Here is a 26,493-nt window from a genome sequence, read left to right on the forward strand (position 1 = left end):
AAATATTTTTTTCTGACAATGTCAGCAACCTTTTTAACTATTTTGATAATCAATACTCATCATTTATCTCCAGCCAATAGCCATCAGGATCCCTGATATAAATCTGTTTGATACCATCAGGCCTGATGTTGATGGTATTTTTCTTTCCCGGCCAATCCTCATATTCAATTCCCAGTTTATTTAAGTTGGCTATGAACCCATCCATATCAGGAATGCTGAAGCAGATATGGTTGATTTTATTGATCGTGACAGGTTCCCAAGGTGCTTGAATAATATGCATGGACAGATTGTTGCCTATATCCAACCAGGTATGTAATCCATCTTTAAAAGGTTCGTCCAACTCAGGGAAATTAAAAACACCGGTATAGAAATCAGTGCTTCTTTTCAGGTTTTTGACATAAACGGCAATATGGGTGATTTTGGCCTGGGCCATTGTTTTGTGGTTAATTGTGAACAAACTAAATACTATCAATACTGAGGAAATGAGCTTTATCATGATTACTTCAGGTTTATTTACCTAAATATAACTGATTTGCAGGTTATACGGTATGGTAAATATACCATTGAAGGATCTGATTATGTAAAAGGTAAAAAAAAAGTGGATCCATCAAGAAGACAGACCCACTTTAAATTTATTTCAAGAAAGTTTATCAATTGTTATTTTTTGGAGCCAATGCTAGACTTTCGGCTTCGTCAAACAAAGTCAAGGCTTGAAGATAGGCCTCATTCACTGCTTCATTGATAATTTTATAAAAAGCATTGTCATCATAAATATTTCTTCCCATGTGGGCTTTCACCAATATTTTGAGGTACTCTTTAGACTTTTTATAATCCTTTTCATCAAACTTAACTTTATTTCTTTCCCCAACACTGATCAGGCCTTTCAACATTTCATCAGATATTTCGAACTTGTTGTAGTAATCTTCAAAACTCATTCCGTCGAATTTTTTCTTGTTCTTATCCAAGTAATCCAAAATAAATTCTCTGGATGAATCAGAATTGAAAAGCCTGTTTACGTAAGAACTGGACATTGTGGTATCCAATGGAACAAAAAAATCAGGCATGATTCCACCTCCTCCATAAACGGATCTTCCCGCTTTGGTTTCAAACCTGAGACTATCATTGAATTTAATACTGTCGGCGGTGAAAAATTCACCGTGTTCAAAGCGATAACTCCAATCGCTGCTGTAGTCCTCATCATTTCCATAAGGCTTTTGGATAGACCTGCCTGATGGTGTAAAATATCTGGCAATAGTCAGTCTTAGTTCTGCACCATCCGAAAGATCAATCGGCATTTGTACCAAACCTTTCCCAAAAGATCTTCTTCCTACTATCAGACCGCGGTCATTGTCCTGAATAGCACCTGCAACGATTTCTGATGCAGAAGCACTCCCTTCATTGATGAGTATGATGATCGAACCTTCTTCAAATAGACCAGGTTTAATAGCATAAGCTTTTTGATTATATCTGCTCATTTTTCCTTCTTGAGATACAATCAAGGCATTTTCGTTGAGAATTTCATCCGCCATATTGATGGCTGCACCCATATAACCGCCAGGATTTCCCTGAAGGTCTAAAATCAGCTTTTTCATACCCTGTTCCTGAAGTTCAGTGACTGCTTTTTTGAACTCCTGATGGGTAGTGGCAGCAAATCGGGTTACTTTTATATATCCGATTTCCTCGTCTACCATGTAAGTGGCATTGATACTGTATTGAGGGATTTTATCTCTGATTATATCAAATGAAATCAAGTCTTTTTGGCTTTTCCTTTTGATATCAACCACTACCTTACTTCCACTTGGGCCTCTGAGCAAATCAAAAACATCTCTGTTGGTAATCCCGGTTCCTGCTACGGTCTTGCCATCTACCTTTATAATCTGATCGCCGGACTGAATCCCTAATTTTTCAGATGGGCCGCCTGTCAACGGAGCAACTACATAGATTGTATCCCGAATAATTCCGAATTCCACTCCGATTCCATCAAATTCTCCATCCAACTGCGATTTTGCCAAAGAAGCATCACGAGCAGGAATATAGCTGGAATGTGGATCAAGTTTTTCGAGCATTTTTTGAATGCCAAATTCTACCAATTCATTGGTATTGACACTATCTACATAGTCTCTGTTGATATAAGTAATGATTTCCTGAAGCTTGTATATAGCCGCTTTCAAGTCATTTCTGTCAGTCTTGGGTTCGGCAAAAGTAGCCCCTATCCAAATCCCTGCAGAAATGGCAAGGGCAAGAATTAAAGGCAATCTTATTTGCTGTTTTGTGTTTTTGATTTCGCTCACAATATCCTTCGGTTAATGATTTAGTGGTAATTTTACTTGAGTTAAAGATAAAACTCTAATATAGGCTTAAACAGTATTTGAAGCTATTTCGTTTTTATTAATCGTAATAATATCATTTTTAATGACTATTTTATCTCGATTTAGCCAAAATAAATTAATTTTGTTGATATGTTGAATTCCAAAGATATTCAGAAATATTCTATTAAAGACCTTGTTTCAGAGAATTATGTCTTTGCAGCAGTTCTTCATTATTTTGGAATTAGTTTTTTTGAGTATGAGCAAAATTCACTTCAGGAGGTTTGTAAAAAATTCCGGATCAATCCCCAACAACTGATTGATGAATTGGAATCCTGGGCTAAGAGAAAGGAACCTTCAACAGAAGATCTGTATTTGCATCCGATTGAAGTTTTGGTTTCTTATTTGAAAAGGAAGCATTATTTTTTTGTGAGACAGGAATTGCCGTTTCTTTCCAATATGGTTTCAGGTATAGCAATAACTGATCCCGAATATGTAAATATTTTGGCAGATTTAAGGATAATGTTCCCTTTGTTTGTAGAGGATTTTATTCACCATATCCATGAGGAAGAAAGTAAGCTTTTTAAGAGGATCCAACTTTTGCATGAAATAGATGAAGATGAATTCAGGCTTCAGGATGCCTTGCATATTTTGGAGAAAAACCCGGTGATTCTTCTTGCCGAGGCTCATGATACCCATGATGATGAAATGGAGGGTATCCGAAAAATCACCAACAATTATTTTTTACCTGATTTGGCGCCTGTCTCCATGAGAGTTTTGTATCATGAATTGCAGGTATTTGAAAAAGAATTAATCATCCATGCCCAAATTGAGGACCGGTTGCTTTTCCCCAAAGCAGTGGAACTTGAAAAAGATGTCCTCAGAAAAATAAAGAAAAAGATAATCAGTAACTGATGGGAAGGATTTTGGCAATTGATTTGGGAACCAAAAGAACCGGGATTGCAGTTACTGATACGCTAAATATTCTTGCCAATCCTTTAATTACAATCGAAACCTCAAAGATCGTTGAATTTCTCAATGGTTATTTTGCCAAAGAGGAAGTGGACACCATAGTTTTGGGCTATCCCATTCGCTTGGATGGTACCGCAAATGAAATGACTCCAAGAGTAATCAATCTCAAGGGCCGTCTCTCCAAGCTGTATCCAAACAAAAATATTGTACTGGTAGATGAAAGGTTTACTTCAAAAATGGCCATGCAGAGTATGATTGCAATGGGGAGCAAGAAAAAAGACAGAAAAGAAAAAGCAGGTAACTTAGACAAAGTCAGTGCTGCCATTATATTACAATCCTACCTGGAACAATTATGATTTACCCTATAGTCGCTTACGGAAATCCGATTTTAAAGAAAGAAGCAGAAGAAATCAAAGAAGGAGAAGATCTTTCTGAATTGATTAAGGATATGTTCAGTACCATGGAAAATGCCAATGGTGTGGGATTGGCGGCTCCCCAGATCAATAAGGGGATAAGGCTTTTTGTGATTGACAGTAGTCTGATGCTGGATGAAGAGGATGAAGAAAAAGGAATTCGGAAAGCATTTATCAACCCGATTATTTTGGACGAATATGGAGATGTTTTCGGATTTGAAGAAGGATGCCTCAGTATTCCAGAAATCAGAGCAGATATTTTCCGACCTGAAAAACTCACCATTGAATATTTTGATGAAAACTGGAATCTTAAAGAGGAGGAATTTTCAGGATTAACTGCTAGGGTGATACAACATGAATATGACCACTTGGAAGGTATATTGTTCATAGATTATCTCAAAGGTCTTAAAAAAAGAATGGTACAAAGTAAGTTGATCGATATAAGTAAAGGTAAAGTATCAACGGATTATAGAATGACCTATCCTTTAAGATAATAGTTTCTTCAATATGACTTTCCAAAAATGAACTTTCTCATTAAGATCACCGGGCTTATTGCTTTTTTCTTAATACCATTTCTATCTGGTTTTGCCCAGGAAAAAGAACAGTATGTGATTCTAATTTCCCTTGATGGTTTTAGACATGATTATGTGGAGCGGTTTCAGCCTGAAAATCTCCTCAGATTCATTGAAAACGGTACGGCAGCGGAGGCTTTGATTCCCTCATTCCCTACAAAAACCTTCCCCAATCATTATACCATTGCCACTGGAATGAAACCAGAAAATCATGGTTTGGTGGACAATTCCTTTTATGAACCCGAAAAAGATTTGGTTTATTCCATGGGCAACAGGGATATCGTAGAGGATGGATATTGGTACGGCGGAACTCCCATTTGGGTATTGGCTGAGCAACATGGTATTAAAGCCGCAAGTTATTTCTTTGTTGGTTCAGAAGCACCGGTTCAAGGGATCCATCCAAGTTACTATTTCAATTTTGATGGAAGTGTGCCAAACCTTACCCGAGTTTCCAAGGTATTTGAATGGCTTCAGCTTCCTGAAGATGAAAGACCAAGAATGATTACGCTGTATTTTTCAGATATGGATAATATAGGACATAGATATGGACCGGATAATAATGAGCAGATTGGCGGAAGACTGGAGAAATTGGACCGTGAATTGGGAGCTTTGTTTGAGGGATTGAAGAGTTTTGAGCTGGATATCAATATTTTTATCGTTTCCGACCACGGCATGACCAATATTCCTAAAGAGAATTTGCTCAACCTTGATCATATTACTGAAGGCATCCAAGCGAGAGTAGTCAACAATGGGGCCCTGGCTCACCTCCATTTGGAAAATATTGAGGAAATGGAAGAAGTTTATCAGGAATTGAAAAAATCCGAAAATCATTTCAAAGTGGTCAAAGTCGCGGATAGAGAATACTACAAAAACATTGAGAAGTATAAAAACCGGTTTGGGGACCTGATAATCATTCCTGATTTAGGTCATTACCTGACTACAAGTAATGGTATGGTTTCTTATCAAAATAGGTCAGCCATGTTTAAAACGGATGTTTTTGGGGAACATGGCTTCAGTCAGGAATATAAAGATATGCATGGCATATTTTTTGCCAATGGACCTATGGTTAAAGAAGGAATGACGATTTTACCCTTTGAAAATATTCATGTATTTCCATTGCTGGCCAATATCTTGGGATTGCCGATTCCAGATGACATTGATGGGAAACTGGAGATACTTGAACCCATATTGAAAGAAAAATAATGGAAAGGAAGGCGATAGAGAATAGGGATGATGTATCACTTTTGGTAAGGAGTTTTTACGCTCGGATCAGAGTTCATGAGCACCTCGGGCCGATTTTCAATGAGGTTGTCGAGGATTGGGAAACCCATCTGGAAAGACTGACTGATTTTTGGGAAATGGTGCTGTTAAATTCCGGACCCGGTGCAGGTAAGTTTAGTCCTGTACCTGTGCACAAGGAAGTAGACCAAAAGACAGGGAATAAGATAGAACAGCTTCATTTTGGAAACTGGCTGGAGCTATGGTTCTCGACTTTGGATACATATTTTTATGGTAAAAATGCCGACTATGCCAAGGAACATGCCCGTAATATGGCACATATTCTTTTTTTTAGGATCATAGAGGGGCGGAGCAAAACAATGAAATTTTGACACTTACTTCAATCTATCGATTTGGTTTTTAATCAGTTTTGATAAATGAAAACTTTGCCCATTCCTTTCTATATCTGAATAGATCGTCAGTAACGAGTAGCCCACCGGCCACAAATATTTTTTCAATCCGGATTTCATGGACTCCATTTTCTAAGTGAGAGATGTCCAATAGCCCTTGGTATGCTCTTTGACGGGTATTTTTCATGGAAATCTTCCTCCAATTTGAATCATCAATTTCAACTAGGCTGTCATTGATATAAAATCTGTAAAGATTATAATGGTTCTGGACTTCTCCCCATCCCAGGCTATCGAGTTCTTGCTTGAAATTTTCATTTAATAACCTGACATTTTTGTTGTCCATTTCATAATAGGACAAAGTGATTGGAGTGAGGTCTTCACTTATTTCTTCACTTTTCATCATCGCTCTCGGGAATCTTTCTTCGCTATCCAATTTATCCTCAAAGTGCCAGGATTGGTATGGCCAATCGAGGGATTGTTCTGTTGGTTTTGAAATATTGGAAAACAAGAAAAGGTCTTTACTATCCGAAATGATAAAAGGGACCGTTAATAAAAAAATGAAAATGGTATAGCCTATAATATACCATTTTCCAAGATTGCTTTGATAGAGTGCCTGAATAGTACTAAAGATAGATTTCGCTATCCATACTTTTAGTTTTGACTTTTTTCCAATGATCGAAAAAAGTGCAAATCCGATAATTGAGGCCATAAAAATCAAATAAATCAAAAAGAAATCAAGGTCAAATACTTTATAGATTGCCAATAAAACCCCCAGATAAGAAGTGAATATCAAAAATGAAATCCCCATCATCAAAGGAAAAGCAAATGCCATACTGCATATTTTTTCCAGTTTCAAGACCATATCGGAAGGTTTGGTATATTCATAATCCTTACCGACTTTGAACAGATTCTCATTGATGACGCCTTTGGGAAAAGCGTAACTCAATCCCAATAGGCCTGCCCAAGCAAATCTCAAAACAAGGTGTACAGTAAAAAAAATCTTAAAAACATTGACAATAATGGAAAGATAGATGAATACAAGCCATGCTCCAACAAAATCAAGTCCATAGTCCTGAACCAAAACCACCGCAAATTTGTAGACTTCTGCGGGGAATGCAAAAATAAAGGCAAGGGAAATACCTGAAATGATCACTTCAGGTTCCCAACTGTTTTTTTGAAGGTTTGTTAACCAAGAAATATCTTCTGCAGAATCTTGGTCAGTTTTTTCCATGTTATCCATTATTTACTTCCTCCTTTAAAAATATCGATAAGGCAAAACTAAAAGTAAGTAAAAATAGCAAAACTTGGAAATTGTTCTATTTGCAAAATAAAACCAGGGCTTAGTATAATTGGCTTAAAATGTGAAAACAAATGATTAGACAGCGTAGTTTTTGATCATACTGAAATCAGTTTGAAATGGTAATCCATTCTTTCTGCTTTTTGAAAAGAAATGGTTTTCCTAAGGTGATAAAACGCCTCCAAAAGCATTGCATTTTCAATTTCACCGGCATCCACTGGTTTGAAACCAACCCATTCGATGATTCTTTTTACAATAGCTTTTTCTTTTGAGTCAGGACCACAGTAATAGCTTTCTTTCACCAATCCCATAGGGTCAGATTTGGGATAGTCTATACCGAGATTATTGAATGCCTTGAAAAGCTTATGTTCTCCAATACTTTTTTTAATGAGAATGGTATTTGGACAAAATTCTTTGGTATAGGCACCATTGGTACAGTCAATGACAATTTTATTTTCCAGATCGGAAGCTGCCAGACTATCCGATACCTTTGGAAGGTGTTCGTTTTCACAGCAGATCAAAATCACATCTGACATTTCGATAGCCTTGTCATAGCTGAAAATTTTATCCAAATACATGTTGAGTATTTTCCACTCAATTTCTTTGGTTACGAAATCTTCACGGACTCCAAATACTACTGTTTGATTTGCGGCCAAGAGTTTGTTGCCGAGAGTGGACGCCAGTTTAGTCCCTCCTATAATTCCTATTTTCATACTCGATCAGTTGCTTAGCTTTTGGGTGAAAAAGCCAATGATTAGATGATAATTTAAACACGCCGTTGATGAAATATTATTCCGATATTCAACAGAATGGATTGAAATATAGATAATTAGTGTTCATATTCAAAATATATTTTTGAAAAAAATGACCATTAAAAATGAAAAGCAATTAAGTATTTGTGATAATCAAAATATGAAATAGGAAGGTCAAAATGGCAGGAAAATATTTTTTATGTTATAAAAGAAATACCATAAAAATTCAAACTGAAATCAATTTGAAGTGATATTCAATCCTGTAGGCTAAACGTTACCTGTGAAGTAATTTATTTGACTACTCGGATTGGATGATTTTTTGAAATGGACTGGTTTTTCTGTTCTTGAATCCATGAATACCTGCAGCTAAAAATAGGAGGGCGGCAAAAATCAGGGCAGCGTAGGCGACCAGGTATTGATTATCCCATTGTTTGACGGCGATAGCAACAAATGCCCAGACGCCTACTAAAGAAGCTTCACGCATATTTCGGTAGCGGATGAGGGCCAGGTAAATTCCGGTTCCGATGAATAAAACTGCTATAGTCCAAAACACCTGATTGGATAGCAATATTTCCTTAGCCAGAAACCATACCGATAAGTTGACCACAGAAGCAGTAATAATCCAACCCGTGTAAACACATATCGGCCACCAGACAAATGCTATGATATCCAAAGGGGCGTCCCACGTTTCCAGTCTTAATTTGACCACAAGAGTCAGCAGGCATATCAGTAATGCAAAGATCACCAAAACGGATACAGTAATCATTTCAGAAGTCCATACGACTATCCAAAGGCCATTGAATACATTTGAAAGTCCAAACCATATGGACGATGGCACTAATGATTTATGATTTTGGTTCTTGAAAAAAGAAATCCATTGAAAGACGATGAAGCTTAACAAAAGGAGGTAAATCAAACCCCATATGGAGAAGGCATAACCTGCAGGAGTGATAAGGGTGTCGTATTGGGCGCTGATTTCCCCGACATTGCGTCGGCTCCCAGCACCTGAACCAAAGATATAATTCAGGTATAGGGTAATGGCGAAAGTTACTGTATTAAATAAAAGCAGTGCTAATCTCTTCATCCTTTTTACCTTATTTTAACTTTGGTGTTTTCACTTGGTTTAAAACCGATTCTTAAGGTACGAAAATAGCTACAATAATCCAGTCCCATTTTCCAGACTGACTTCGTAAAACTTCGGCTTCGCTCCGAATTTTAGTTCAAAATCCCTGGAAATCATTTTTTGTAATTTTTCCAGATTACTTTTTTCTACAATATTGATGGTGCAGCCTCCAAAGCCACCTCCCATCATTCTGCTTCCCAAAACAAAATCAAGGTTTTTGGTATAATCAACCAGATAATCAAGTTCTTCGCAGGAGACCTCATACAGTTCAGACAAACCTGCATGGGATGCGTACATTATTTTTCCAAAACCGGATAAATCAGAATTATCCAAAGAATCGGATGCTTTTATAACTCTTTCGTTTTCTTCAATGACATATTTGCATCGATTAAATACCGGATCACTTATTTGATCTCGAATGCCTGCCAATATTTCCAAATCCATGTCTCTAAGGGATTTGATTTCAGGATGAAGTTTTTGGGCAGCGGTTACACCAGTTTGGCATTCTTCCCTTCTTTTGTTATAGGCGGAATCTGCTAAGGAATGTTTCACACAAGTGTCGATCAATAAAATGCAATGGTCAGGAAGGTGAAGGGGAAAATGCTGGAATTCCAGTGACCTACAATCCAACCGGATGACATGTTCTTTTTTTCCCATTACTGAGGCAAATTGGTCCATGATGCCGCATTGTACTCCGGCAAAAACATGTTCTGCTTTTTGAGAATAATGAATCAAAGAGCGTTGGGGTATTTTGAAATCAAACAATTCACTCAAGGCAAAACCAACAGCTGCTTCCAATGCGGCAGAAGAGGATAGACCAGCCCCGACAGGGATATCTCCGCCAAAAACCATATCAAATCCTTGGACTTCGTATCCCGCTTGTTGCAATTGGGCTGCTACACCCATTACGTAAGTGGCCCAATGTCCTTTTTTAGGACCAAAGGAATCGAGATCAAAAGCAAATTCCTCATCGAAATCCATGGAATAAATTCGCCCTTGACGGCTTTGGTTTGCAGCGATGGCCACAATCATTTTCTTGTCGATAGCAGCCGGCATCACAAATCCCTCATTGTAATCGGTGTGTTCTCCGATAAGATTTATCCTTCCAGGGGAAAAGACCAATAAAGGCTCTTTAGAAAATAACTTTTTAAATACGGACTCAATAGGTTTCTTCATAGGCGATGCAATAAAACAAATAGATTTATTGAAAAAAAATATCTCACCCGGCAATTTCAACTGCTAATCCATTCTTAAGTAAGTTGCATCTTTTTGAAAATATCCCAGACCATATGACACCTTAATTGTTTCTCCTTTTTTCCATTTGATGGTCTCATTACCTGATGTTATTCCGGATTTTGTAATGCTGAGCTTTCCAACGAAAGTATCCGAGTAGGCAGACTCCTCACTTAGCGTGACTGAGAAACTTTGTCCTTGCTCATTTTGAACCCTTACAGAAACGCTTTCCATTGTATTAGGATCAAAATTTAAAGGTGCGACCAATCGAATTTCAAGTTTATTTTTGGATGCTGCTGATACTTCTAAATTAGTATAATGATTAGCCGAGTAGGCCATACTCACATTAAAAGCAGTATTGAATTGAACCCAACCTTCTGTCCAACCTAAATTTCCACTTCAGGATTATTGGGATAATGGAATGATTTTGGCGAACCATCAAATACAAATCTCACCTCCTCAAGCAAGCCATATCCACCTAGGTGGGCACTGTACCATCCCAAATCCACGCCTTCAATTTCTTCAGGACCTTTGTGGGAAAAATGTCTTCCTACAGGATTTCTTCCAAAAGCATTGTCGAAATGAGACCATGCCAATACCTCCAACCTTTCCAATAAGCTTTTATCTTCAATTATGGACATGGCAGCAAATAATGCGGCAGGAAATCCCAAGACATTTCCTGTTTCATTCCAGCTTGGTGGTACCCAATCTCCATCGTCGGAATATTTTCTGAAATCCCAATAATTGTCTGATCTAGAAACAACTACTTTGGCCCATTCTGTCACCTTTTCTTTCAAACCTTGCGGAGCTCTGTCCGGAAACTTATTTTGAAAATAAGCAAATGCCCTCATGGTCATGTGTTCGGACATTCTTTGGCCTTTAGTCACGATTGGATCTTTCCAGTCCAGGTTTTGAATCATCCATTCCATTTGCCTGTATGCTGCCTCAAAGTACTTCTCAGCATCTTTTTCTCCTCTTTTTTTTGTGACCTCATACATCATCAAATTTGGAATTACTGAATATCCTGGAGGCATCTCTCCTTTGGTAGTCCCCAATTGGGTTTTTAGAGCCAATAAATTATGCTCAGGACTGAGGTCATATTGTGAAGTTGAACTGGGTTTGACAGTGGCTTTCTCCCATTTCTCAATAAGATATTGATACACAATATCGAAATTTTGTTGTGGCAACCATTTTTCCAAATAAGGCCATGCATATAGAAAATGAGCAAGCTCAGCTTTTTGCATCTCATGTTCCAATCCTTGGGAGATTTTCACATCAGCATCCCAGTGAATGAGTTTGATGATATCCGGTGCATCTTCCTTGTAAGGTTGCAAAGCTCCCCAAAGTCCATTGTATTCATTTGGAAAAGAGGAGTTGGGAACATAAGTGACCGTTTTCTCCATTCGTTCAAAAGCTTCAGGATTGGAAAGGTACAGCGCCACCATTCCTTGCAAGGCCCAATTGAAAAAATCACCATCCCGCCATTCAAATGACAAAGGTCTGATCAAATCGGTGGTGCCAACATAATGCCGGGCTCCGATCATAAAATCGACCATGTTGCGGTAAGTTACCCGCTCCAACCAATAGGGTCCAATTCGAAAAGGAAATGATTCTTCTTGACCAGATATGATGATAAATTCTTCAGAAGAAGTTGGATTGAATTCGGAGAAATCTCCCTTCCCTTTTTCGATGATCCCTGTGTGCAGTACTTTTCGATCTTTTGTTTGAATGATTTCAAATGGGGATTTATCTGCAAGGTTTGGAGCAGAAAAGCGCTTGGGACGGCCCAGGTTATAGCCACTTTGGTTGACAAGGATTTTCTTTACAGCGGTGGCAGTAGAATCCACATAATGTTGTCCATAGACTGCGAATTCAGAGATGGTCACAGGGGAATCTCCTGGTATCCACAGCCTGATCCGATCAGTAAGGATAGGCTGGTCAAAGGTTACTTCTACTTGATGGGATGTACTGGAAACAACTTCTTTGACATTCCTCCAAGAGCCGTTGAGAATTGTCTGAATTTTGAAATCTGAAATTACTGTAGCCTCTTCCGGTATTTGAATACTTAGTTCGCTGATCTCAGTGGCACCTGGAAGCTTGAGCATTAGCCACGACTCTTTATTATCTGGAGTATTTTTCCACGAACTTTCCAGTCCAGGTTTTCCATCGATGGCCTTAGATGGTTCAAATCCTGGCTGAGAAGAACTGGCTGTGGCCGTACCCGTCATTGACAAGTTGTTTTTTTGCTGGCCTAAAGTGAGCTGAATGTAACAGCCGTAGACAAGGCAGAGAAGCAATAGTGCTTTAATTTTAGATTTTTTCATATTAGGTTTTAAATTTTTCATGTGCCAGATTTTCAAAGCAGCCACATAGTTTAATCCGATCTACTTCACTTTCTGATTTTTTAGCTGTCAGCAGCTATATTTAGAAATTCCTTTCTTTTCCCAACATCGCTTCGTAAAACTTCTTGGGCGATTGATTTGGACTACCTTCAAAGTGTGTTTTTTGAGATATTCCTTCCTTACCCTTGGGGATGATCAGATAAGTATATCCAGGTATGGTTTTAAATTCAACAATATTCTTAGCATCTGTTTTATAGTTGATTTTCTTTCCCTTTTCGCTCATGCTCAAAACCGTCACATCTGAACCTGACCAGGGATTGACGATCCTGCATATATTTCCTTTTTGGCTTTCTATGTAAATTCCGGGGATAGCACCGTCTTTTCCGATTTCGGATGAGACGACAAAAGCTCCTCTGGCAAGTAAGGTAAAGCTAGTAGCCCAGTTGTCGGGTAGTGCCGGGAAAACCCTGATTTTGCCTTCGTTGCTTTGTAGTAGCATTTCATTTATTGCAGCGCCATAGATACTATGGGGTTCCAGGCCAGCTTGAATAAATGGTTTGGCTGGTAGCTTATTTGGGTAGTGTGCCCGCTCATCGTAGATGTAGTCTCGCTGTGCTGTGATATCCGGTTTGGACAGAGAATCCATGTAAATGGACAGGTTATACCAATGATCTATGTTGTAAAATAAACCCTGCGGAAAGTGCTGCAATCGCCGAATTCCATTGTGCATCATCGATAACACCTCATTGCCCATACCGAGTCTGGCTGCTACAATGGGCTCTGGTGAAATGGCATTGACATCTGGTGAGCGATCACGTATCATATTGACCATAGCGTAATACTCCCTGGTATTGGCGGAATCAATTCCCAAAAGGTTTGCAGGAAAAACGGCGGAGGTACTAGCGCTCATATGGCTTAACCAACGGCCTCTTTCTTCAATTTTTGGAAAAATTGTTCCGTCAGGATACCATGCATGAGAAATGATCTCACCTGCCTCAGGGACTGTTTGATAGGGAATTGGCCAGATATTGTCCACAATATGTTGCCATTCTTCAATTTTGTTTTTATCCACCTTTAACATTCGGGCGGCATGGATGCAATTAGTAAAATTTGAAATGATTACGTTCCTGTCTGTGATGGGATTGCGAAGAAAATTGGAACGCGGATTTTCATATGGCTGTGAAGGAAAAATAAAATATTCATTTTTGAGACTGTCCCATTGAAGTTTCTGCACATAAAACTCTGCCGCCTTTTTCATGAATGGATAAGCCTTTTCAGCAAGAAAATCCTTGTCTTCGGTAAATTGGTAATATTCCCAAAACAAACCTGCTATCTGACTGGCAGGGGTGAAATTATTGAGCATGTCCTCACGTCCCCAGAAAGTCATACTTCCAAAAAAGTCATGTGCTTCCGCCCACAGAATGGCATTATCGGCACCTCGCAGTTTAGCATGCTCCTCTGCCTTGGGTATCAGATTGAAATAGGTATTCAGGTAAGGAATCATCAGCTCACAGTCATTTTGGGCGCAAAGTCCCCAGTATTGCTGTTGCGTGTTCCAGTGGTGTGGAGTTACCCAATTGCGTACATCGTGGTTCCATGTCCACAGTCCCCCATTGAATACCACAGGGAATTTACCCCTTGAGGAACTTGCCATCAGATAGCGGCGTAAGTAATAAATATTCTCAATATAATCGTCTTCAAGGTGTACAAATGATTTCGCCCAGAAATCCTCCCACCATTGTTGATGGATTTCTTTTTCGCGCTGAACGGTCTCTTTTTCAAAGTCATCTAGCAACTCAATGGCAGATTTGCTCGGATGCTCAGATTCGTTGGAGGTCACCATCGAGACTATCACCGTGATCTCCCGGTCAGAACTCCGACCGGCTGATTTTGATTCAAGTCGGTTTTTGCTGATCACTTCGGGGACGGTTTCTTCTCCCAATATTCTGCAGGCCACTGAGAACTGAAGCCCTTCAAACGAATCCTCCAAAATCAGGTCATTCCCTTCGATCTTTACCTGGGTATTTCCCAATCCACTTTTGGTTTCTTTGGAAAAATAGCCGTACCAGCCGGGAAATGCACGGCTACCCCAACGCTCGAGTGAAACCTTGATTTTTGTACCATCTGTCAGAGGATCAGAACTTTTTGACTTTATCTGAAAAGACCATACGTTCTTTTCCGGTGCGACCCATGAACTGACACTGTTTTCCATAAAAGGAGTTTTAGCCTTTAGCGTTACTTCTGCATTTTGAATAGATAGCCTTCCGTCAAACTCATCAAGATAAATCCAATCAAACCCCGGTGCACCAAAATCGATACTCAGCCTCGCACCTCCCCGAAGGGTAGCCCGGGATTCCTCATGAGACTGATCAAACAGATCATTCTTATTAATCTGTACCTCAACCCCATTATCTGTGTTCCAGATCATTCCGCCCATATCCCCATTCCCAAGTGGAAATCCTTCAAAACCTTCATAAGCAGGAGTCTGATACAGAATGTCGTGCTTGGAAAGATAATTGGACTCCACTTTAAAAAGAGGGTTTTGCCCATACAACACACTGGTTGTTCCCAATGAAAACAAGCCTAAGCAAACTGTGTAAATCGCGTATTTTATCTTTTGCATTTTTTAATTTGTTGAGTCAAGCATGATTTCCAAATCCCTTCGCCGAGATTCAGGGGAGACTTTGATATTCATTACTTTTCCGTCTTTCAGGACACCTTCAATAGTCGTATTGTATGGAGCATGTAGCTTAAAAGAAACATCCCAATCTTTTGGCCAGGCAGGAAAGAGGTAGATTTTGTTGTCCACTGTCTGCATCAGCATTTCCTGCAATCCTATCATACCGCTTCCTCCCCAGTTGTGGTCAGGAACCCAATCGTGTCCGGGACCCCAAAAGGTCGGGAATCGGCGCTCGGCATCCTGTAGTTTTTGGATAGTTACTGCTGCGGCTTCCTCAGTCAGGCCCAAGCGTGCGCAAAAAATTGCGTCCTGATGCCAGCTGACGTAGTTTTTTTGAATAGGTAAATCGGTTCCGTATTTCCAGGTATTGATAGCAATATCCAAGTCGGGTCGACCTATGCCGTACATACCCCAAGGATAGACAGGGTATAGTTGGGGGATCTCCTGATTGTTTATTCTCCCCCAAGTCCATGCGGGAGATATGGTTTTGTACCCTTCTTTTTCCCGGAAGGCAATGGGTGGGATCCGACTTAAAACCTCCTTCCAGTGGTTTCTTTTTTCTTCCGTGAGGTAAGACTCCGGTAATTCCAACAGCCGGGTGAGAATTGTTTTCAGAGCTGCAATGGTAGAAGATGAATTGTAGGCCATTTTGTAAGTCTCAGCTCCTGAACCCGGAAAGAGAATAAGATGCCCCTCTCCGTCAAAAGTAGAGCGGCTTCTTGAGTTTGCCTGAAATTGATAATGCTCATAAAAAAAGGTCAATCCACTTTCAATAAAGGGGATATACTTCGATATGTCTTCCCCATTAAATCTTTCTAAATCGAGCATCATTAAGGCGAATTCAAACTGAGTATCCCATTGATATTCTAGCCAGTAATTGTATTCTATTCCTTTTGGAAAATTCTCGGGTCTATTCCAACTATATGAAGTGGCCAAAGGCAAGCCAAATTGTTCCAATTGCTCTGTAAATGAGGCGCCTTTGTGACCCCAGTAAAATTCAGTCCGGATTTCAGCATTGGGTAAGGCGCGCAGGTAGAAATCAAGTTGCGAAGGCAGCATATCAAAATCCCCGCTTTTGAACATGGGGAAATAAACCAGTCGCTGATTTTGGGAAGTGTGCGTGCCACCACCCCAATTGCGGTGGTCAGGAGTAAAAGGCAGATTTTGATCTACATAACCGGGATCAAAAGTAAAAAGCCCTCCATTGAATTTAGTCGGATAGTTCCCGTAGGCATTGCAACCCAATTGGTAGCGGAAAAGCTGATAGTTGCGTCCTACCTGCCATTCCGGAGATTTGGGATCAGCTTTACCTGGATTGATGACTATATAACTCCGGTTCCAGAAATCCGCCCACCAGGATAGGGTCTTTTGAGCCGCTGTTTTTTGGGCGGAAATAGCTTCTTTTTCAATGGCAGCCAATCCCTTTTTCCATTCGTTCACCGAAGGAGATTCGTCAATGTGTAAGAAAACCTTCAAATGGGTTTTCCGGACAGGTTTTACACTTTGAAGCTTCCATCCCTTAAATGGGGTATCAGCATATTTCCCCGAGGTAGTACCCGCAGGTTTCATTTGCTCTCCGTACATCATTCCGCCAAACGTCAGGTTTTTCAATGGATTCCAAAGCTGATTTTTCACTGGATTCAAACCTTGCTGCGTCACGGTAATATCAAATAAGGACTCGTTCCGGTTTCGGTGGTAAAAAAGAACCTTTTCACCTTCAAATTGAATGGAATCAGCCCGGACAATGGCATTTATCGGAGCATCTCTAAACCCAAGACTTGCCCATGTCTGAGCCGGTTTGGTCCATTCCAGATCAGCAAATCTCCAGCTTTCGTAGGTAGCTTCTACGGTTACAGGACTCGAACTTTCAGTTTCCACATGAACTACGGGACGAAAAACATCGACCCAGATTTTCACCAACGAGTTTCGTCCTTCTTTCTTTCCTGTAATTTCAACATATCCTTCCGCTAGTTTTAGTTCCTGTCTGAATTCTCCATTTTCAAACGGGTTGGGAGTTAATTTTACCCTTACTCGCCCAAACTTTGGGAAGATATTATTTTCGTCAAAAGCACCGGCCCGGGACATATAAAAAAGAATTTCGCCATTTTCAACCCATACATTCAGTCCAATATCTCCTCCTCCACAAGGCATGGATTCTGAAGCGTTTTTACTTGGGGAAGTCCAGACGACATGATAGGGATTCAGGTCCACTTGCTGCCCAAGAGCAACTCCTGCCTGAGAAATCCAAAACAACAGAAAGAAGCACAGGCGATGAGTTAAATGGTTCATGTAAAGTTAGAATTTAAGTTTTTTTAGTTCTGAAAGATCAATTTGGGACTTTTAAGGGCACAGCGACATTGAATGAAAGAGTTTGTGCTGTATCCGCCCGGGTCGCCCCATATAAATAGATCGGCAGGCCATTCTCCAGATAAAGACAGGGCCGTTCGAGTTTTGAAGCTGAGGGAATTCCTCCTTCCCAGAAGAAGGTACTTCCAATCACTTTGGGCTGCTTGGCAGGCTGCCAGTCCGTTCCGTTTTTAGATTCCATGAGTGCCCAAGCCCCCTCATCGCCTGTAAACTTACCGATAACATCCCTCACGATGGCTAGGTAATTCCCATCCTGAAACCAAATGAATGGGTCTTCGGCCACCATCCAGTCTTTGCCACCATCCTTGACTTCAAAGATGGGTTGATTGTGTTTTTTGAAAGGCCCAAATGGGGAATCGGCAAACGCCACCCCAAATCGTACCGCACCCCCACTGATCTTTTCGGTTTTGCCGACTTGCTTGTAGAGTAAAATTACCCTGCCTTGATCGTCAAATGTGGCTGCTGGATTGGAGACCATGAGGGCATCATGGGCAGTAGAGTCTGAACTCACACTGAGTACTGGCTGGTCCATGCGTGTCCATTCTCCCGCGGGATCGTCTGCCACGGCTACGCCTATTCGCTGGGTATTTCGATACCTCCACCATGTATCGGTATAGGATTCGTGTTTGTCGATTGGAAGATCCCAGCCGGTACCTATGTAATAGAGGTAATACTTTCCCTTATGCTTGACGACAGCAGGATTGTGCGTGGCCGAACCGTCCCAAAAATCAGTGCCCCTAGCTTTCAAAGCGACCTTCAAATGTTTAAAAGGTCCTCCGGGATGATTGGAAACAGCCACAGCGACTTCCGAAGTGACTGGCCAAGATTCGAAACCATCAGCGAGAGGCCATCGGGAATAAAGCATGTAAAATTTACCATCATCACCCTTGGTAACCGAACCACACCAGACAAAGTAGCCTGGATCTATAAATTTATTTTCCTGAGGTACAGGCATTACCCTGGAATTCAAATCCAAGGTTTGTCCAAAAGAAGTGTACTTTAGTAGGTTAAGAGATAGTATTAATAACAGAGTTTTCACTTTCATAAGTAAAGCTTTATTTCCATTTTATGGGGTTTTCAGTGGAATCTGAACATTATAGGAATGCCCCAATGTTTCGTTTACTGCACATAGCAAGGCTACTAATTTTCCATCTTCAAAAAATAGCTGTGGACGTTCAAGTGCTTCCAGTTTTTGGACCGATCCATCAGCCATCTTTATATTCAAATCGGAAACCAATGGATTTTTGGCCAGTTTCCAATCCAGACCGTCCAATGAATAAAAAAGCACCAAACTGCGACCGGCTTTGGTAAAGGCACCCTGCATGTCTTTGACAATGGCGTAATAACAGTTGTCCTGAAACCACACAAATGGATCTTCTGCAGGAAAATCCAAATCTTGGGCAGTGAAAATGGGATTGTTTTGTTTGACAAAAGGCCCATCGGGGTTTTCGGCTATAGCTGTCAGATGGACAACAGGACCACCAAAAGGCTGAATCATTGAATGTAGGTCCAGTTCTCCAGGAACGATGGTATTTTTTTTCTGTTCACATGAACTAAGTGCAATCAGAATAATAGCTAGCGTAAACAAAATATACCTGTCCATGTTTTTCTCTTAACTATCTCTGAAAATTTAGGTCATTAGTCAAACTGTAACAGCTAATCCCAAAAACACTCAAGGGAACGGATCCCAATCTTTTTTCAAATTCGAAAGTCAGTTTATCTGTGTTAACAGGGATGTAAAATCGGATTTTTTGGATGGATTGGTGATTTTCCAATTGGTGTAAAATCACTTTTCCTGAATCATCTTTAATCTTAAATGACTTTGCACAAAATGGAATTTCACTTTCCGGGTGCCCCATCAAAGTGGATTCCATAGGGTGGTCAAAATCTGTGTCAAAATAAAGTTGAACCTCAGAAAGCTCTTGCTTTTGGGTCCATTCTAAAGTTATAGTTGGATTAGGGTCTTCCAAAGAAGCCACCCAGGCATTTGGCTGAGTCGTAGGTCTGAAAATTCCGTTCCTTATATTTTCTTTTGAAAAAGGACGGAGACTTTGATCCATTTCAAAGGCCAGATTATTTCCTTTTGGTCTTCGCTCCGGTACCCAAAATTCAAAAGAATCGATTCCTATTCCGGCCGGTGGTTCTTGCCTACTGCTTGTCGCCACTGACTTATTAAACTTATTGAAAACAGAAAGTAAGCCCGTCACACGCAGATTGGAGCACTTCAGCATTATATCTGGATTGGCCACAAAAGTGACAAAAGCATACTGAGCAAATGGAATTGAATGCTCGAAAGAAAACGAATAGAAATTTTCTCCTGGCTCAATTTCAATTTCCAAATGTTCGAGGATGACTTCCGGAGTGTAATTTTGTGTTTTCTCGCTAATTCTCAATTCTATAGATAGCCTTGATTTCACGGCGGATTTTACCTGGATTTTTATTCCAGGCACTATTCCAGATTGGATTGGGATCATCTGAGCCATAGAAAAATCCAAGGAATACCAAGGTCCATCGAAAGGAAGTCCTCTGAATTCAAATTCAGAGGAGCTTGCTATTTGAGCACTTTTAATCAAGTCTAACTCATCCTCCAAACGGAAATGTGGAATATACTGCCCTGATTTTATCAGTCTTTTCTGTAATTCCCTTATCAAACCATTTTCCAATAAATCAGCCGGAAGCATATTCTGCTCTGCACAAAGCATAGCAGCTATAGCGACCGCCTGACTATTGTGTGCACAGGTAGCCATAACCCGTGATGAACCAAAAGCCACATGAGTTGCACTGATCAACCTACCTGCTAGAAATAGATTTTTGATGTTTTTGGAATACATGGTTCGGAAAGGAATTTGATAAACTCCTTTGCTATGCCATTGCGTGCAGCCGGCTTTATCGCCAAAAACTCCCTCGGCAGGATGAAGGTCCAAGGCCCAACCCCCAAATGAAACAGCATCAAAATGTGGTCTTTGCTCTACTACATCTTTTTGAGTCAGCATATAATCCCCTTCAAACCGACGGCTTTCCCGCTTACCGGGAATTGTACCTACCCATTCCAAGGTAAGATTTTCGGAATCCGGATATTCTCCGGAATTTTTGATATGGTTCCAAATACCATAAATGACCCGCCACAATTCCCATTTGATTTCTTCACTGTCATGAATAGTATCTTTACGGCCACCATATTCTACCCACCATAGCCTACATCCATGTTCTTTGAGATTGAAGCTTCTGAATCTTGGCAATTTGGTGATTTCTGTATTGGCATAGGAGGGTGGTATAAACCGTACCGGTTTGCCGGTATCCTTGCTGTAGAAATATAAGGAGTGACCCAATAATTCCCCATAAGTCAGATCGGGGGCAAATCCCTCATCAAATTCTTCCTTGGATTCGGCGCCGATCCGAAAAGCTGCGCCGGAGAGGAATCCCAAAATACCATCTCCTGATGCATCTACAAAAAGAGGTGCTCTGAGTAGGTATTCTGTTGAATTTTGGCTGCAAAAGGCCAGGACAGATTCAATCTGATCATCTTCTTTTTTGTTTAGATCGTAGGCGGCTGTATTGAGCAATAAACGGATATTGGGTTCCAAGCTTACCTTTTCAATCAAAATTGTATCTAAAATCAAAGGATTTCCTTCAGGATTCCTGTAAAGGTTTTCTACTAGAATTTCATCGACTACCCCACCTTCTCTTGCCCATCGATTGTTGTTTCCCATATGGGAAGTAGCTCCAAGTATCCAGAGTCTGACTTCAGAAGAACCATTTCCTCCAAGGACAGGTCTATCTTGAACCAAAGTTACTTTTACGCCATGCCTTGCAGCAGTGATCGCACAGCATGTTCCTGCCAATCCACCTCCTACAATTACCAAATCTGAAACAATGGTATCTGTTTTTAACTTTCTTTTTCCGACTACAAAGTTTTCTCTTTTCATATTTTAATCTGTCGCTGTTGAATAAGATAAGTTTTTTTGGATTTATTAATTACATGCATGTATAAAAAAACTCCTAATCCAATAATAAGAGCTCCTATGATGATCAGATAAATGGTGGAATTTCCACCCCAAATGGAAAGTACACAAAATAAAAGGCCTATTGCTATGAAAGAAAACCCCAAGACCTTGATACCGTATTCATTTTGTCCATTCTCAACGATTTCTTCCGATTTATCAATTACAGATGATTTCAATGTAGGAAATGGGAAGTGTTTCTTTTGAGCAAATATTTCATAAAGTAACAGGAGCGTAAAAGGTATGCCTACTCCAAGAATGAGTTCTTCGGTTCTGTTTAAAGCAAAATCCAAGGCTATTGGAGTTATAAATTTGAAGAAAACATTGATAACCAAGCTGATTGCGGTAACTCCCAAGATTGATTTGCCAGTTTGCTTCTTGGAAAATAAAGCCCAAATCGCCGGTCCGTAAAGGGCACCTCCCGTAATGGCAGCGATACTCAATACAACTTCTACTATACCGCCGGCCATTGGTACCATAAACGCCACCATTATCGTCCCAATTCCAAATAGAATTGTAGCCCATCTTGCTACTTTCATCAAGGTTTTGTCTGAAGAAGCCGGTCTTAATGGCTTGAAAACGTCATTGGTCAAAACTGCTGCTGCCAAATTGAGTGAGGTATTCACAGAACTTGCCGTAGCGAAGATCATCCCACCTAACATCAATCCCAAAACCCCAACAGGAAGTACCTGCTTGCAGATCATCAGGTATGCACCTTCTGCTTCCAGTCCTTGTAAATCAGGATTTAACACCCTATAGATCATGGGGGGGAGCATCCAAATAAATGGACTTATAAGATACAAAATTCCAAATAAGTAGCCCACTTTGCTTGAGGATTTACTGTCTTTAACTGAAGTGTAGCGTTGTACATATGCCCAATTCCCGCCTACAAATACGATGTTGTAAAAAGTAAAAGCAATTATAAATAAGTAGGTGTATTCCCCGCTGAAAACATTGAAAAACTGTTCAGGAGCCTGGGCAATGAAATTATTCAGGCCGTTTACCTCTTTGATAGAAAGAGGAATTACCAATAAAACGGCTGCAGTGAGTATTACAAATTGTAAAACATCTGTTACTACCACTGCCCATAATCCTCCAACAGCGGTGTAAATCATGATCATTCCGCCCAGCAAAAGAATGGCATAGTTAATATCAAAGCCTGTTGTTACATTCAGGATTTTGGCTACCGGATAGAGAAATGCACCTGTATACCCAAGGGAAAGAAAGAGAAAAATGTAAGTGTAATATTGTTGAATTTTCTTTCCAAACCTGTTTGTCAAAAACTCAGCGACTGTTAGGGCTTTGGAATTCCACCACCTAGGAGCAATAAAATACCCAATTACAAAACCCGCAATGCACATGGCCATTTGGATGGTAATCGCAACAAGACCATGCTTGTATGCTATGGAACCCCAAACCACAAAAGTACCAGCCGAAAAAAAACTCATAAATAGTGACAATCCGTTCATTGACCAGGGGACAGATCCCCCTGCAGCAAAAAAGGACTTCATGTCAGAACCTTTTTTGCCAAAAGAAAGCCCCGCTATCAGGATAATCAGAGAAAAGGATACAATGGTAATATAATCTAATTGTTGCATAGAGGTTTTTGGAATTCCTGAAATTTGATATTAATGAATATTGTTAATTTAATTTTTAAGGGTAGTGTAAGTATTTCGTTGATTAATGGAGACTGAATCAAGATCATTTAAAGTATTAAAATGATATTTTATTTTTGAATGATAGGTGAATAGTCTGATTTTCCCTCAAGGGTTACGACAGATAACCTGAATTCAAATTCTGATTTTGGGTTTAGGCCTTCGATAAATAGATATTGTGTAAGAGCTTTGGATATACTTACTTTAGACCAACCTGCATCTTTTTTATTGATGTCTCTGTACTCCATTTCATATCCAATTGCTTTTTTAACTGGGACAAAATGAACCAAAGCATCCCTATTTTGTCGCGTTACTCCGTTTATAGTTGGAGGTTTGGGATTTGAAATTTCATCAAGTGGGGCATTATAAATTATGGACCAATCGCTGATATAGTTATTGTCTTTTACCCTTTGGATCTGGAAATAATAAGATTGATCAGCATTAGCGACAGGGATGTAAATCAAGCCAGGATTGGTAGTGGTTATTGTTTTGCTATTTTTCTCTAAGTCCTGATTTTCAGAATATCTGACACGGAATTGGAAGTCGTCTACTTCAGTTGCATATCCCACAAAGAATCCATTTTTGGCAGTTTCGATATGTCTTACGGCAGGAGGAATGATCTTTTTGGGATCGATTTCAAGAGATTGTTTCAAGATCAGGGTTTTTCCAGCTGAGTTAACTGCAAAAACTTCCAATTCATAAGGAGTGGAAAATTCCAAGCCCGGGATATCAAGGAAATTTTCATAAACAGGACCAAATTCCTTCACTTCGTTTCCAATTTTGATCCTGGAAATATGAAACTCAGCACTAGGATTCTCATCAAGGAAAACCCTAATCATAGCAGACTTGGACCGGATGTCATTTTGAAGCATTCTGCCTCCAAATAATCCCAAAGGAGGTATTACTTTTGGGTTTTCAAAATATAGGGAAGTGTCCATGACATTGTCATTTTGAGGGGATAAGAGAATAACATTCAGCTTGAATCCATCTTCAGATTTCCAGTTTATACCTCTTTCCAGATTTTTTGTTCCTGGATCAATTTGGGGAAGGTTTTCCCATCCCGCTTCCAAAACCTCACCATCACGGTTTTCAATTTCCCATATTAATTTGTAATCTCTAAGGATAAAGGATGGTAAATCCAAAGGACTTCTTGGAGTTAGGGTGATTTTTGCATTGTTCCCGGAATTCTTGAATACAATCAATTCTTTAACAGGTGCATGTTCTTTTCTGATGCTGAAATAGGCTCTTTTCTTTCTTCTAAAAACATCCACTACTCCCCAAGACCTATTTTCAGAGTGTTCTTTCGTTCCGAAATAGCTGCTTCTATAATCGTTGAAGGTCCAAATAGAGGCGCCTATCAAATAATCTAAATTTCTCAAAGGGTCAATAAACGATTTGGCATCAAAATCAGAATTTAGGTCTTCCCCAAATTGTCCAATACCATATTCTGAATAGAAGAGGATTTTGTTTGGGAAGTTTTTGTGTTGGATTTCTGTTACAGGAAGGAGGTTTGACCCATATTTATTGATCAAACCCAAGTCTGAATGAATCAAAAAGTCATTTGGTCTCTGAGCTGTGTGAGACACTGCAGTAGCCATCCTGGTTGAATCCAAAGATTTGGCCAGGTCAATTGCCTGCCTCACATAGTCATAGGTATCGGGGTAATCTCCGATTTCATTTCCTACATTCCAACCGATGATGCAAGGGTGGTTATATTGTGAATCAATTAACCTGATAAGCCAGTCTTTTGAGATTTCACTATTTGGGTCAGCCAATGGATCAAAACCCCAAAGGGGGATTTCTGAAAAAGTCATAATTCCTCTTTCGTCCATGTAATCCAATGCTTTTTTTGGCAAGGGAAGATGGGAAAGCCTAGCTAAGTTTCCTCCTGCTTCTTTCATCAGATCAATATCTTCCTTGATTCTCCAAAGCGGCAGGGTATTTCCTGTGGTTCGGTCATCAGGCACCAGATTGAATCCCATTGCCCTTATAGGTTCTCCATTGAGCAAAAGTTGTTTTTTGGATTCATCTAATTCTACTTTCCGCAAACCAAATCTTTGACTTTCAACAGGTATATCGGTATCCGTGAAATAAATGTCAGAATTGTAAAGATGGGGTGAATCAAAATGCCAGGGTTCCACCTGTTTGCCTTCTAACTTCGTTGACAGTAAGATTTCATTTTCAGTCTCTGCCTGTGTTTGGTGGACAAAAGGAATCTTTTTGATTAAAGTACCATCTTTTTTGATGTGGATCTCGCCTTTGACTTCCTTGTTTTGAGGGGTATGATTTTTGAATTTCAACCTAAAATGTACATCGGCTGAATTTTTCTTGTAATCATAGATCGGGGTTACATAATTACCGGTCAACCTTATACCGTTAGAAGCAGTCAGGTGAACAGGCCTTCTTATTCCTCCCCAATTCCAAATGGCACCGATTTTTTTGGTATTGTCCACCAACACGGTAACATTATTGGCCTGACCGGGTAGGAGAAAAGAAGTAATGTCAAAATCGAATGGCAAAAAACCGCTGTTATTGTGGCCAACCAAGTTTCCATTAATCCACACAGATGCATCGTGTGAAACCGCTTCAAAATGTATTTTGATGTTTTTATTTTTCCAATCATTGGGAACTTCAAAAGTTTTTTGATACCAAGCTATGCCAGTATAGTGGGCATATTCATTTCGAAGGTCCCAATTGCTGGGGACTTGCATCTGATCCCATCCTGCATTATTATTACTCTTATCAAACCACTTCTCTGATTCACCAATGTTATATGGATCTGTTTTGAAAAACCAAGGACCAATTAATGAAAGATTAGCTTCTTCTTGAGCAAATACAGGAATGTATATGCCCAAAAGCAAGCACACCAAAAAGGTAAAGGCTGATATTTTCATTCTCAATTTTAAATTTATTCAAGCGTGATAATTTATTTCTTTTTGACACCCGAAGAAAATCTTTCCAAACGCTTTATCATAAAATGAATATACGCTTTGTTTAAAGGGGCAAGATTTATGAGAAAAAAGAACAATATATTTTGGGTTGTGGCATCATGGCTGATGCTCAGATTATTTTAAGTATTAAGTGAGATTAAGCTACTATCTTTTTTTCAAACGACTTAGGGGAATCTCAAATTAAGTTTTGCTGATCCCGAA

General features: G+C 39.8%; 20 protein-coding genes. 5 read left to right on the forward strand and 15 right to left on the reverse strand.

The window, feature by feature from the left end; all coding sequences use genetic code 11:
- Nucleotides 1–49: 49 nt before the first annotated feature.
- Together B9A52_RS11035 and B9A52_RS11040 are read right to left on the reverse strand one after the other, a co-directional pair.
- The gene (locus B9A52_RS11035) at nt 50–433 is read right to left on the reverse strand and encodes a VOC family protein (RefSeq protein WP_394334895.1); all 384 of its coding nucleotides are present in this window, start codon (nt 431–433) and stop codon (nt 50–52) included.
- 217 nt (nt 434–650) lie between these two features.
- Nucleotides 651–2,291, reverse strand: a complete 1,641-nt coding sequence (locus B9A52_RS11040) for a S41 family peptidase (protein ID WP_084120521.1) — start codon at nt 2,289–2,291, stop codon at nt 651–653.
- Between the two features lie 168 nt (nt 2,292–2,459).
- On the opposite strand from B9A52_RS11040, the gene B9A52_RS11045 reads away from it, so the two are divergent.
- Genes B9A52_RS11045 through B9A52_RS11065 form a run of 5 tightly spaced genes read left to right on the forward strand, consistent with a single transcriptional unit; the run spans nt 2,460 to nt 5,873 of the window.
- Nucleotides 2,460–3,221 carry a hemerythrin HHE cation-binding protein gene (locus tag B9A52_RS11045; protein WP_084120522.1) on the forward strand — a complete coding sequence of 254 codons (762 nt, stop codon included), beginning with the start codon at nt 2,460–2,462 and terminating at the stop codon, nt 3,219–3,221.
- Nucleotides 3,221–3,634 (forward strand): Holliday junction resolvase RuvX, encoded by a 414-nt coding sequence (ruvX, locus tag B9A52_RS11050; RefSeq protein WP_084120523.1) that lies wholly within the window; start codon nt 3,221–3,223, stop codon nt 3,632–3,634. Before B9A52_RS11045 ends, ruvX begins: the two co-directional genes overlap by 1 nt.
- On the forward strand, nt 3,631–4,185 hold the full coding sequence (def, locus tag B9A52_RS11055; protein ID WP_084120524.1) for a peptide deformylase: 555 nt from the start codon (nt 3,631–3,633) through the stop codon (nt 4,183–4,185). The genes ruvX and def overlap by 4 nt, the downstream gene beginning before the upstream one ends.
- A gap of 27 nt (nt 4,186–4,212) precedes the next feature.
- Nucleotides 4,213–5,466, forward strand: coding sequence for an alkaline phosphatase family protein (locus tag B9A52_RS11060; protein ID WP_084120525.1), 1,254 nt, complete (start codon nt 4,213–4,215; stop codon nt 5,464–5,466).
- Nucleotides 5,466–5,873, forward strand: a complete 408-nt coding sequence (locus B9A52_RS11065) for a group III truncated hemoglobin (protein ID WP_084120526.1) — start codon at nt 5,466–5,468, stop codon at nt 5,871–5,873. The genes B9A52_RS11060 and B9A52_RS11065 overlap by 1 nt, the downstream gene beginning before the upstream one ends.
- Before the next feature lie 28 nt (nt 5,874–5,901).
- Here B9A52_RS11065 and B9A52_RS11070 read toward each other — a convergent pair whose 3' ends face one another.
- The 13 genes from B9A52_RS11070 to B9A52_RS11125 all read right to left on the reverse strand — a co-directional run bounded on the left by B9A52_RS11070 (nt 5,902) and on the right by B9A52_RS11125 (nt 26,235).
- The gene (locus tag B9A52_RS11070) at nt 5,902–7,122 is read right to left on the reverse strand and encodes a hypothetical protein (protein WP_157370123.1); all 1,221 of its coding nucleotides are present in this window, start codon (nt 7,120–7,122) and stop codon (nt 5,902–5,904) included.
- A gap of 164 nt (nt 7,123–7,286) precedes the next feature.
- Complete coding sequence (locus B9A52_RS11075) at nt 7,287–7,901, reverse strand: NADPH-dependent F420 reductase (RefSeq protein ID WP_084120528.1); 615 nt, start codon at nt 7,899–7,901, stop codon at nt 7,287–7,289.
- Between the two features lie 337 nt (nt 7,902–8,238).
- Complete coding sequence (locus tag B9A52_RS11080; protein WP_084120529.1) at nt 8,239–9,024, reverse strand: hypothetical protein; 786 nt, start codon at nt 9,022–9,024, stop codon at nt 8,239–8,241.
- 69 nt (nt 9,025–9,093) lie between these two features.
- Entirely contained in the window at nt 9,094–10,239 is a 1,146-nt protein-coding gene (galK, locus tag B9A52_RS11085; protein WP_084120530.1) for a galactokinase, read from the reverse strand.
- A gap of 63 nt (nt 10,240–10,302) precedes the next feature.
- Entirely contained in the window at nt 10,303–10,530 is a 228-nt protein-coding gene (locus tag B9A52_RS25495) for a hypothetical protein (protein WP_157370124.1), read from the reverse strand.
- 152 nt (nt 10,531–10,682) lie between these two features.
- Complete coding sequence (locus tag B9A52_RS11090; protein WP_172805200.1) at nt 10,683–12,620, reverse strand: discoidin domain-containing protein; 1,938 nt, start codon at nt 12,618–12,620, stop codon at nt 10,683–10,685.
- A 100-nt stretch (nt 12,621–12,720) separates the two neighbouring features.
- A complete protein-coding gene (locus B9A52_RS11095; protein ID WP_084120531.1) occupies nt 12,721–15,261 on the reverse strand; it encodes a glycosyl hydrolase family 95 catalytic domain-containing protein in 2,541 nt (846 codons plus the stop codon).
- A 3-nt stretch (nt 15,262–15,264) separates the two neighbouring features.
- Complete coding sequence (locus tag B9A52_RS11100; RefSeq protein WP_084120532.1) at nt 15,265–17,607, reverse strand: DUF5703 domain-containing protein; 2,343 nt, start codon at nt 17,605–17,607, stop codon at nt 15,265–15,267.
- A gap of 37 nt (nt 17,608–17,644) precedes the next feature.
- Nucleotides 17,645–18,730 (reverse strand): glycoside hydrolase family protein, encoded by a 1,086-nt coding sequence (locus B9A52_RS11105; RefSeq protein ID WP_084120533.1) that lies wholly within the window; start codon nt 18,728–18,730, stop codon nt 17,645–17,647.
- Between the two features lie 21 nt (nt 18,731–18,751).
- Nucleotides 18,752–19,288, reverse strand: a complete 537-nt coding sequence (locus B9A52_RS11110) for a glycoside hydrolase family protein (RefSeq protein ID WP_084120534.1) — start codon at nt 19,286–19,288, stop codon at nt 18,752–18,754.
- 13 nt (nt 19,289–19,301) lie between these two features.
- On the reverse strand, nt 19,302–21,611 hold the full coding sequence (locus tag B9A52_RS11115) for an FAD-dependent oxidoreductase (RefSeq protein ID WP_084120535.1): 2,310 nt from the start codon (nt 21,609–21,611) through the stop codon (nt 19,302–19,304).
- On the reverse strand, nt 21,608–23,284 hold the full coding sequence (locus B9A52_RS11120; protein ID WP_084120536.1) for a sodium:solute symporter family protein: 1,677 nt from the start codon (nt 23,282–23,284) through the stop codon (nt 21,608–21,610). The genes B9A52_RS11115 and B9A52_RS11120 overlap by 4 nt, the downstream gene beginning before the upstream one ends.
- A gap of 128 nt (nt 23,285–23,412) precedes the next feature.
- Nucleotides 23,413–26,235: a sugar-binding domain-containing protein gene (locus tag B9A52_RS11125; RefSeq protein WP_084120537.1), complete on the reverse strand. Its 2,823-nt coding sequence runs from the start codon at nt 26,233–26,235 to the stop codon at nt 23,413–23,415.
- Nucleotides 26,236–26,493: the final 258 nt, after the last annotated feature.

The sequence above is a fragment of the Aquiflexum balticum DSM 16537 genome (assembly GCF_900176595.1).
In the GTDB taxonomy this organism is placed as follows: Bacteria; Bacteroidota; Bacteroidia; order Cytophagales; family Cyclobacteriaceae; genus Aquiflexum; species Aquiflexum balticum.

What these genes read in the sequence shown, in the direction of transcription:
- B9A52_RS11090 (WP_172805200.1), bottom strand. Translation starts at nt 12,620, where the DNA reads ATGAAAAAATCTAAAATTAAAGCACTATTGCTTCTCTGCCTTGTCTAC.
- B9A52_RS11065 (WP_084120526.1), top strand. Translation starts at nt 5,466, where the DNA reads ATGGAAAGGAAGGCGATAGAGAATAGGGATGATGTATCACTTTTGGTA.
- B9A52_RS25495 (WP_157370124.1), bottom strand. Translation starts at nt 10,530, where the DNA reads ATGGAAAGCGTTTCTGTAAGGGTTCAAAATGAGCAAGGACAAAGTTTC.
- B9A52_RS11105 (WP_084120533.1), bottom strand. Translation starts at nt 18,730, where the DNA reads ATGAAAGTGAAAACTCTGTTATTAATACTATCTCTTAACCTACTAAAG.
- B9A52_RS11120 (WP_084120536.1), bottom strand. Translation starts at nt 23,284, where the DNA reads ATGCAACAATTAGATTATATTACCATTGTATCCTTTTCTCTGATTATC.
- B9A52_RS11060 (WP_084120525.1), top strand. Translation starts at nt 4,213, where the DNA reads ATGAACTTTCTCATTAAGATCACCGGGCTTATTGCTTTTTTCTTAATA.
- galK (WP_084120530.1), bottom strand. Translation starts at nt 10,239, where the DNA reads ATGAAGAAACCTATTGAGTCCGTATTTAAAAAGTTATTTTCTAAAGAG.
- B9A52_RS11080 (WP_084120529.1), bottom strand. Translation starts at nt 9,024, where the DNA reads ATGAAGAGATTAGCACTGCTTTTATTTAATACAGTAACTTTCGCCATT.
- B9A52_RS11070 (WP_157370123.1), bottom strand. Translation starts at nt 7,122, where the DNA reads ATGGAAAAAACTGACCAAGATTCTGCAGAAGATATTTCTTGGTTAACA.
- B9A52_RS11125 (WP_084120537.1), bottom strand. Translation starts at nt 26,235, where the DNA reads ATGAAAATATCAGCCTTTACCTTTTTGGTGTGCTTGCTTTTGGGCATA.
- B9A52_RS11035 (WP_394334895.1), bottom strand. Translation starts at nt 433, where the DNA reads ATGGCCCAGGCCAAAATCACCCATATTGCCGTTTATGTCAAAAACCTG.
- ruvX (WP_084120523.1), top strand. Translation starts at nt 3,221, where the DNA reads ATGGGAAGGATTTTGGCAATTGATTTGGGAACCAAAAGAACCGGGATT.
- B9A52_RS11110 (WP_084120534.1), bottom strand. Translation starts at nt 19,288, where the DNA reads ATGGACAGGTATATTTTGTTTACGCTAGCTATTATTCTGATTGCACTT.
- B9A52_RS11100 (WP_084120532.1), bottom strand. Translation starts at nt 17,607, where the DNA reads ATGAACCATTTAACTCATCGCCTGTGCTTCTTTCTGTTGTTTTGGATT.
- def (WP_084120524.1), top strand. Translation starts at nt 3,631, where the DNA reads ATGATTTACCCTATAGTCGCTTACGGAAATCCGATTTTAAAGAAAGAA.
- B9A52_RS11045 (WP_084120522.1), top strand. Translation starts at nt 2,460, where the DNA reads ATGTTGAATTCCAAAGATATTCAGAAATATTCTATTAAAGACCTTGTT.
- B9A52_RS11075 (WP_084120528.1), bottom strand. Translation starts at nt 7,901, where the DNA reads ATGAAAATAGGAATTATAGGAGGGACTAAACTGGCGTCCACTCTCGGC.
- B9A52_RS11095 (WP_084120531.1), bottom strand. Translation starts at nt 15,261, where the DNA reads ATGCAAAAGATAAAATACGCGATTTACACAGTTTGCTTAGGCTTGTTT.
- B9A52_RS11115 (WP_084120535.1), bottom strand. Translation starts at nt 21,611, where the DNA reads ATGAAAAGAGAAAACTTTGTAGTCGGAAAAAGAAAGTTAAAAACAGAT.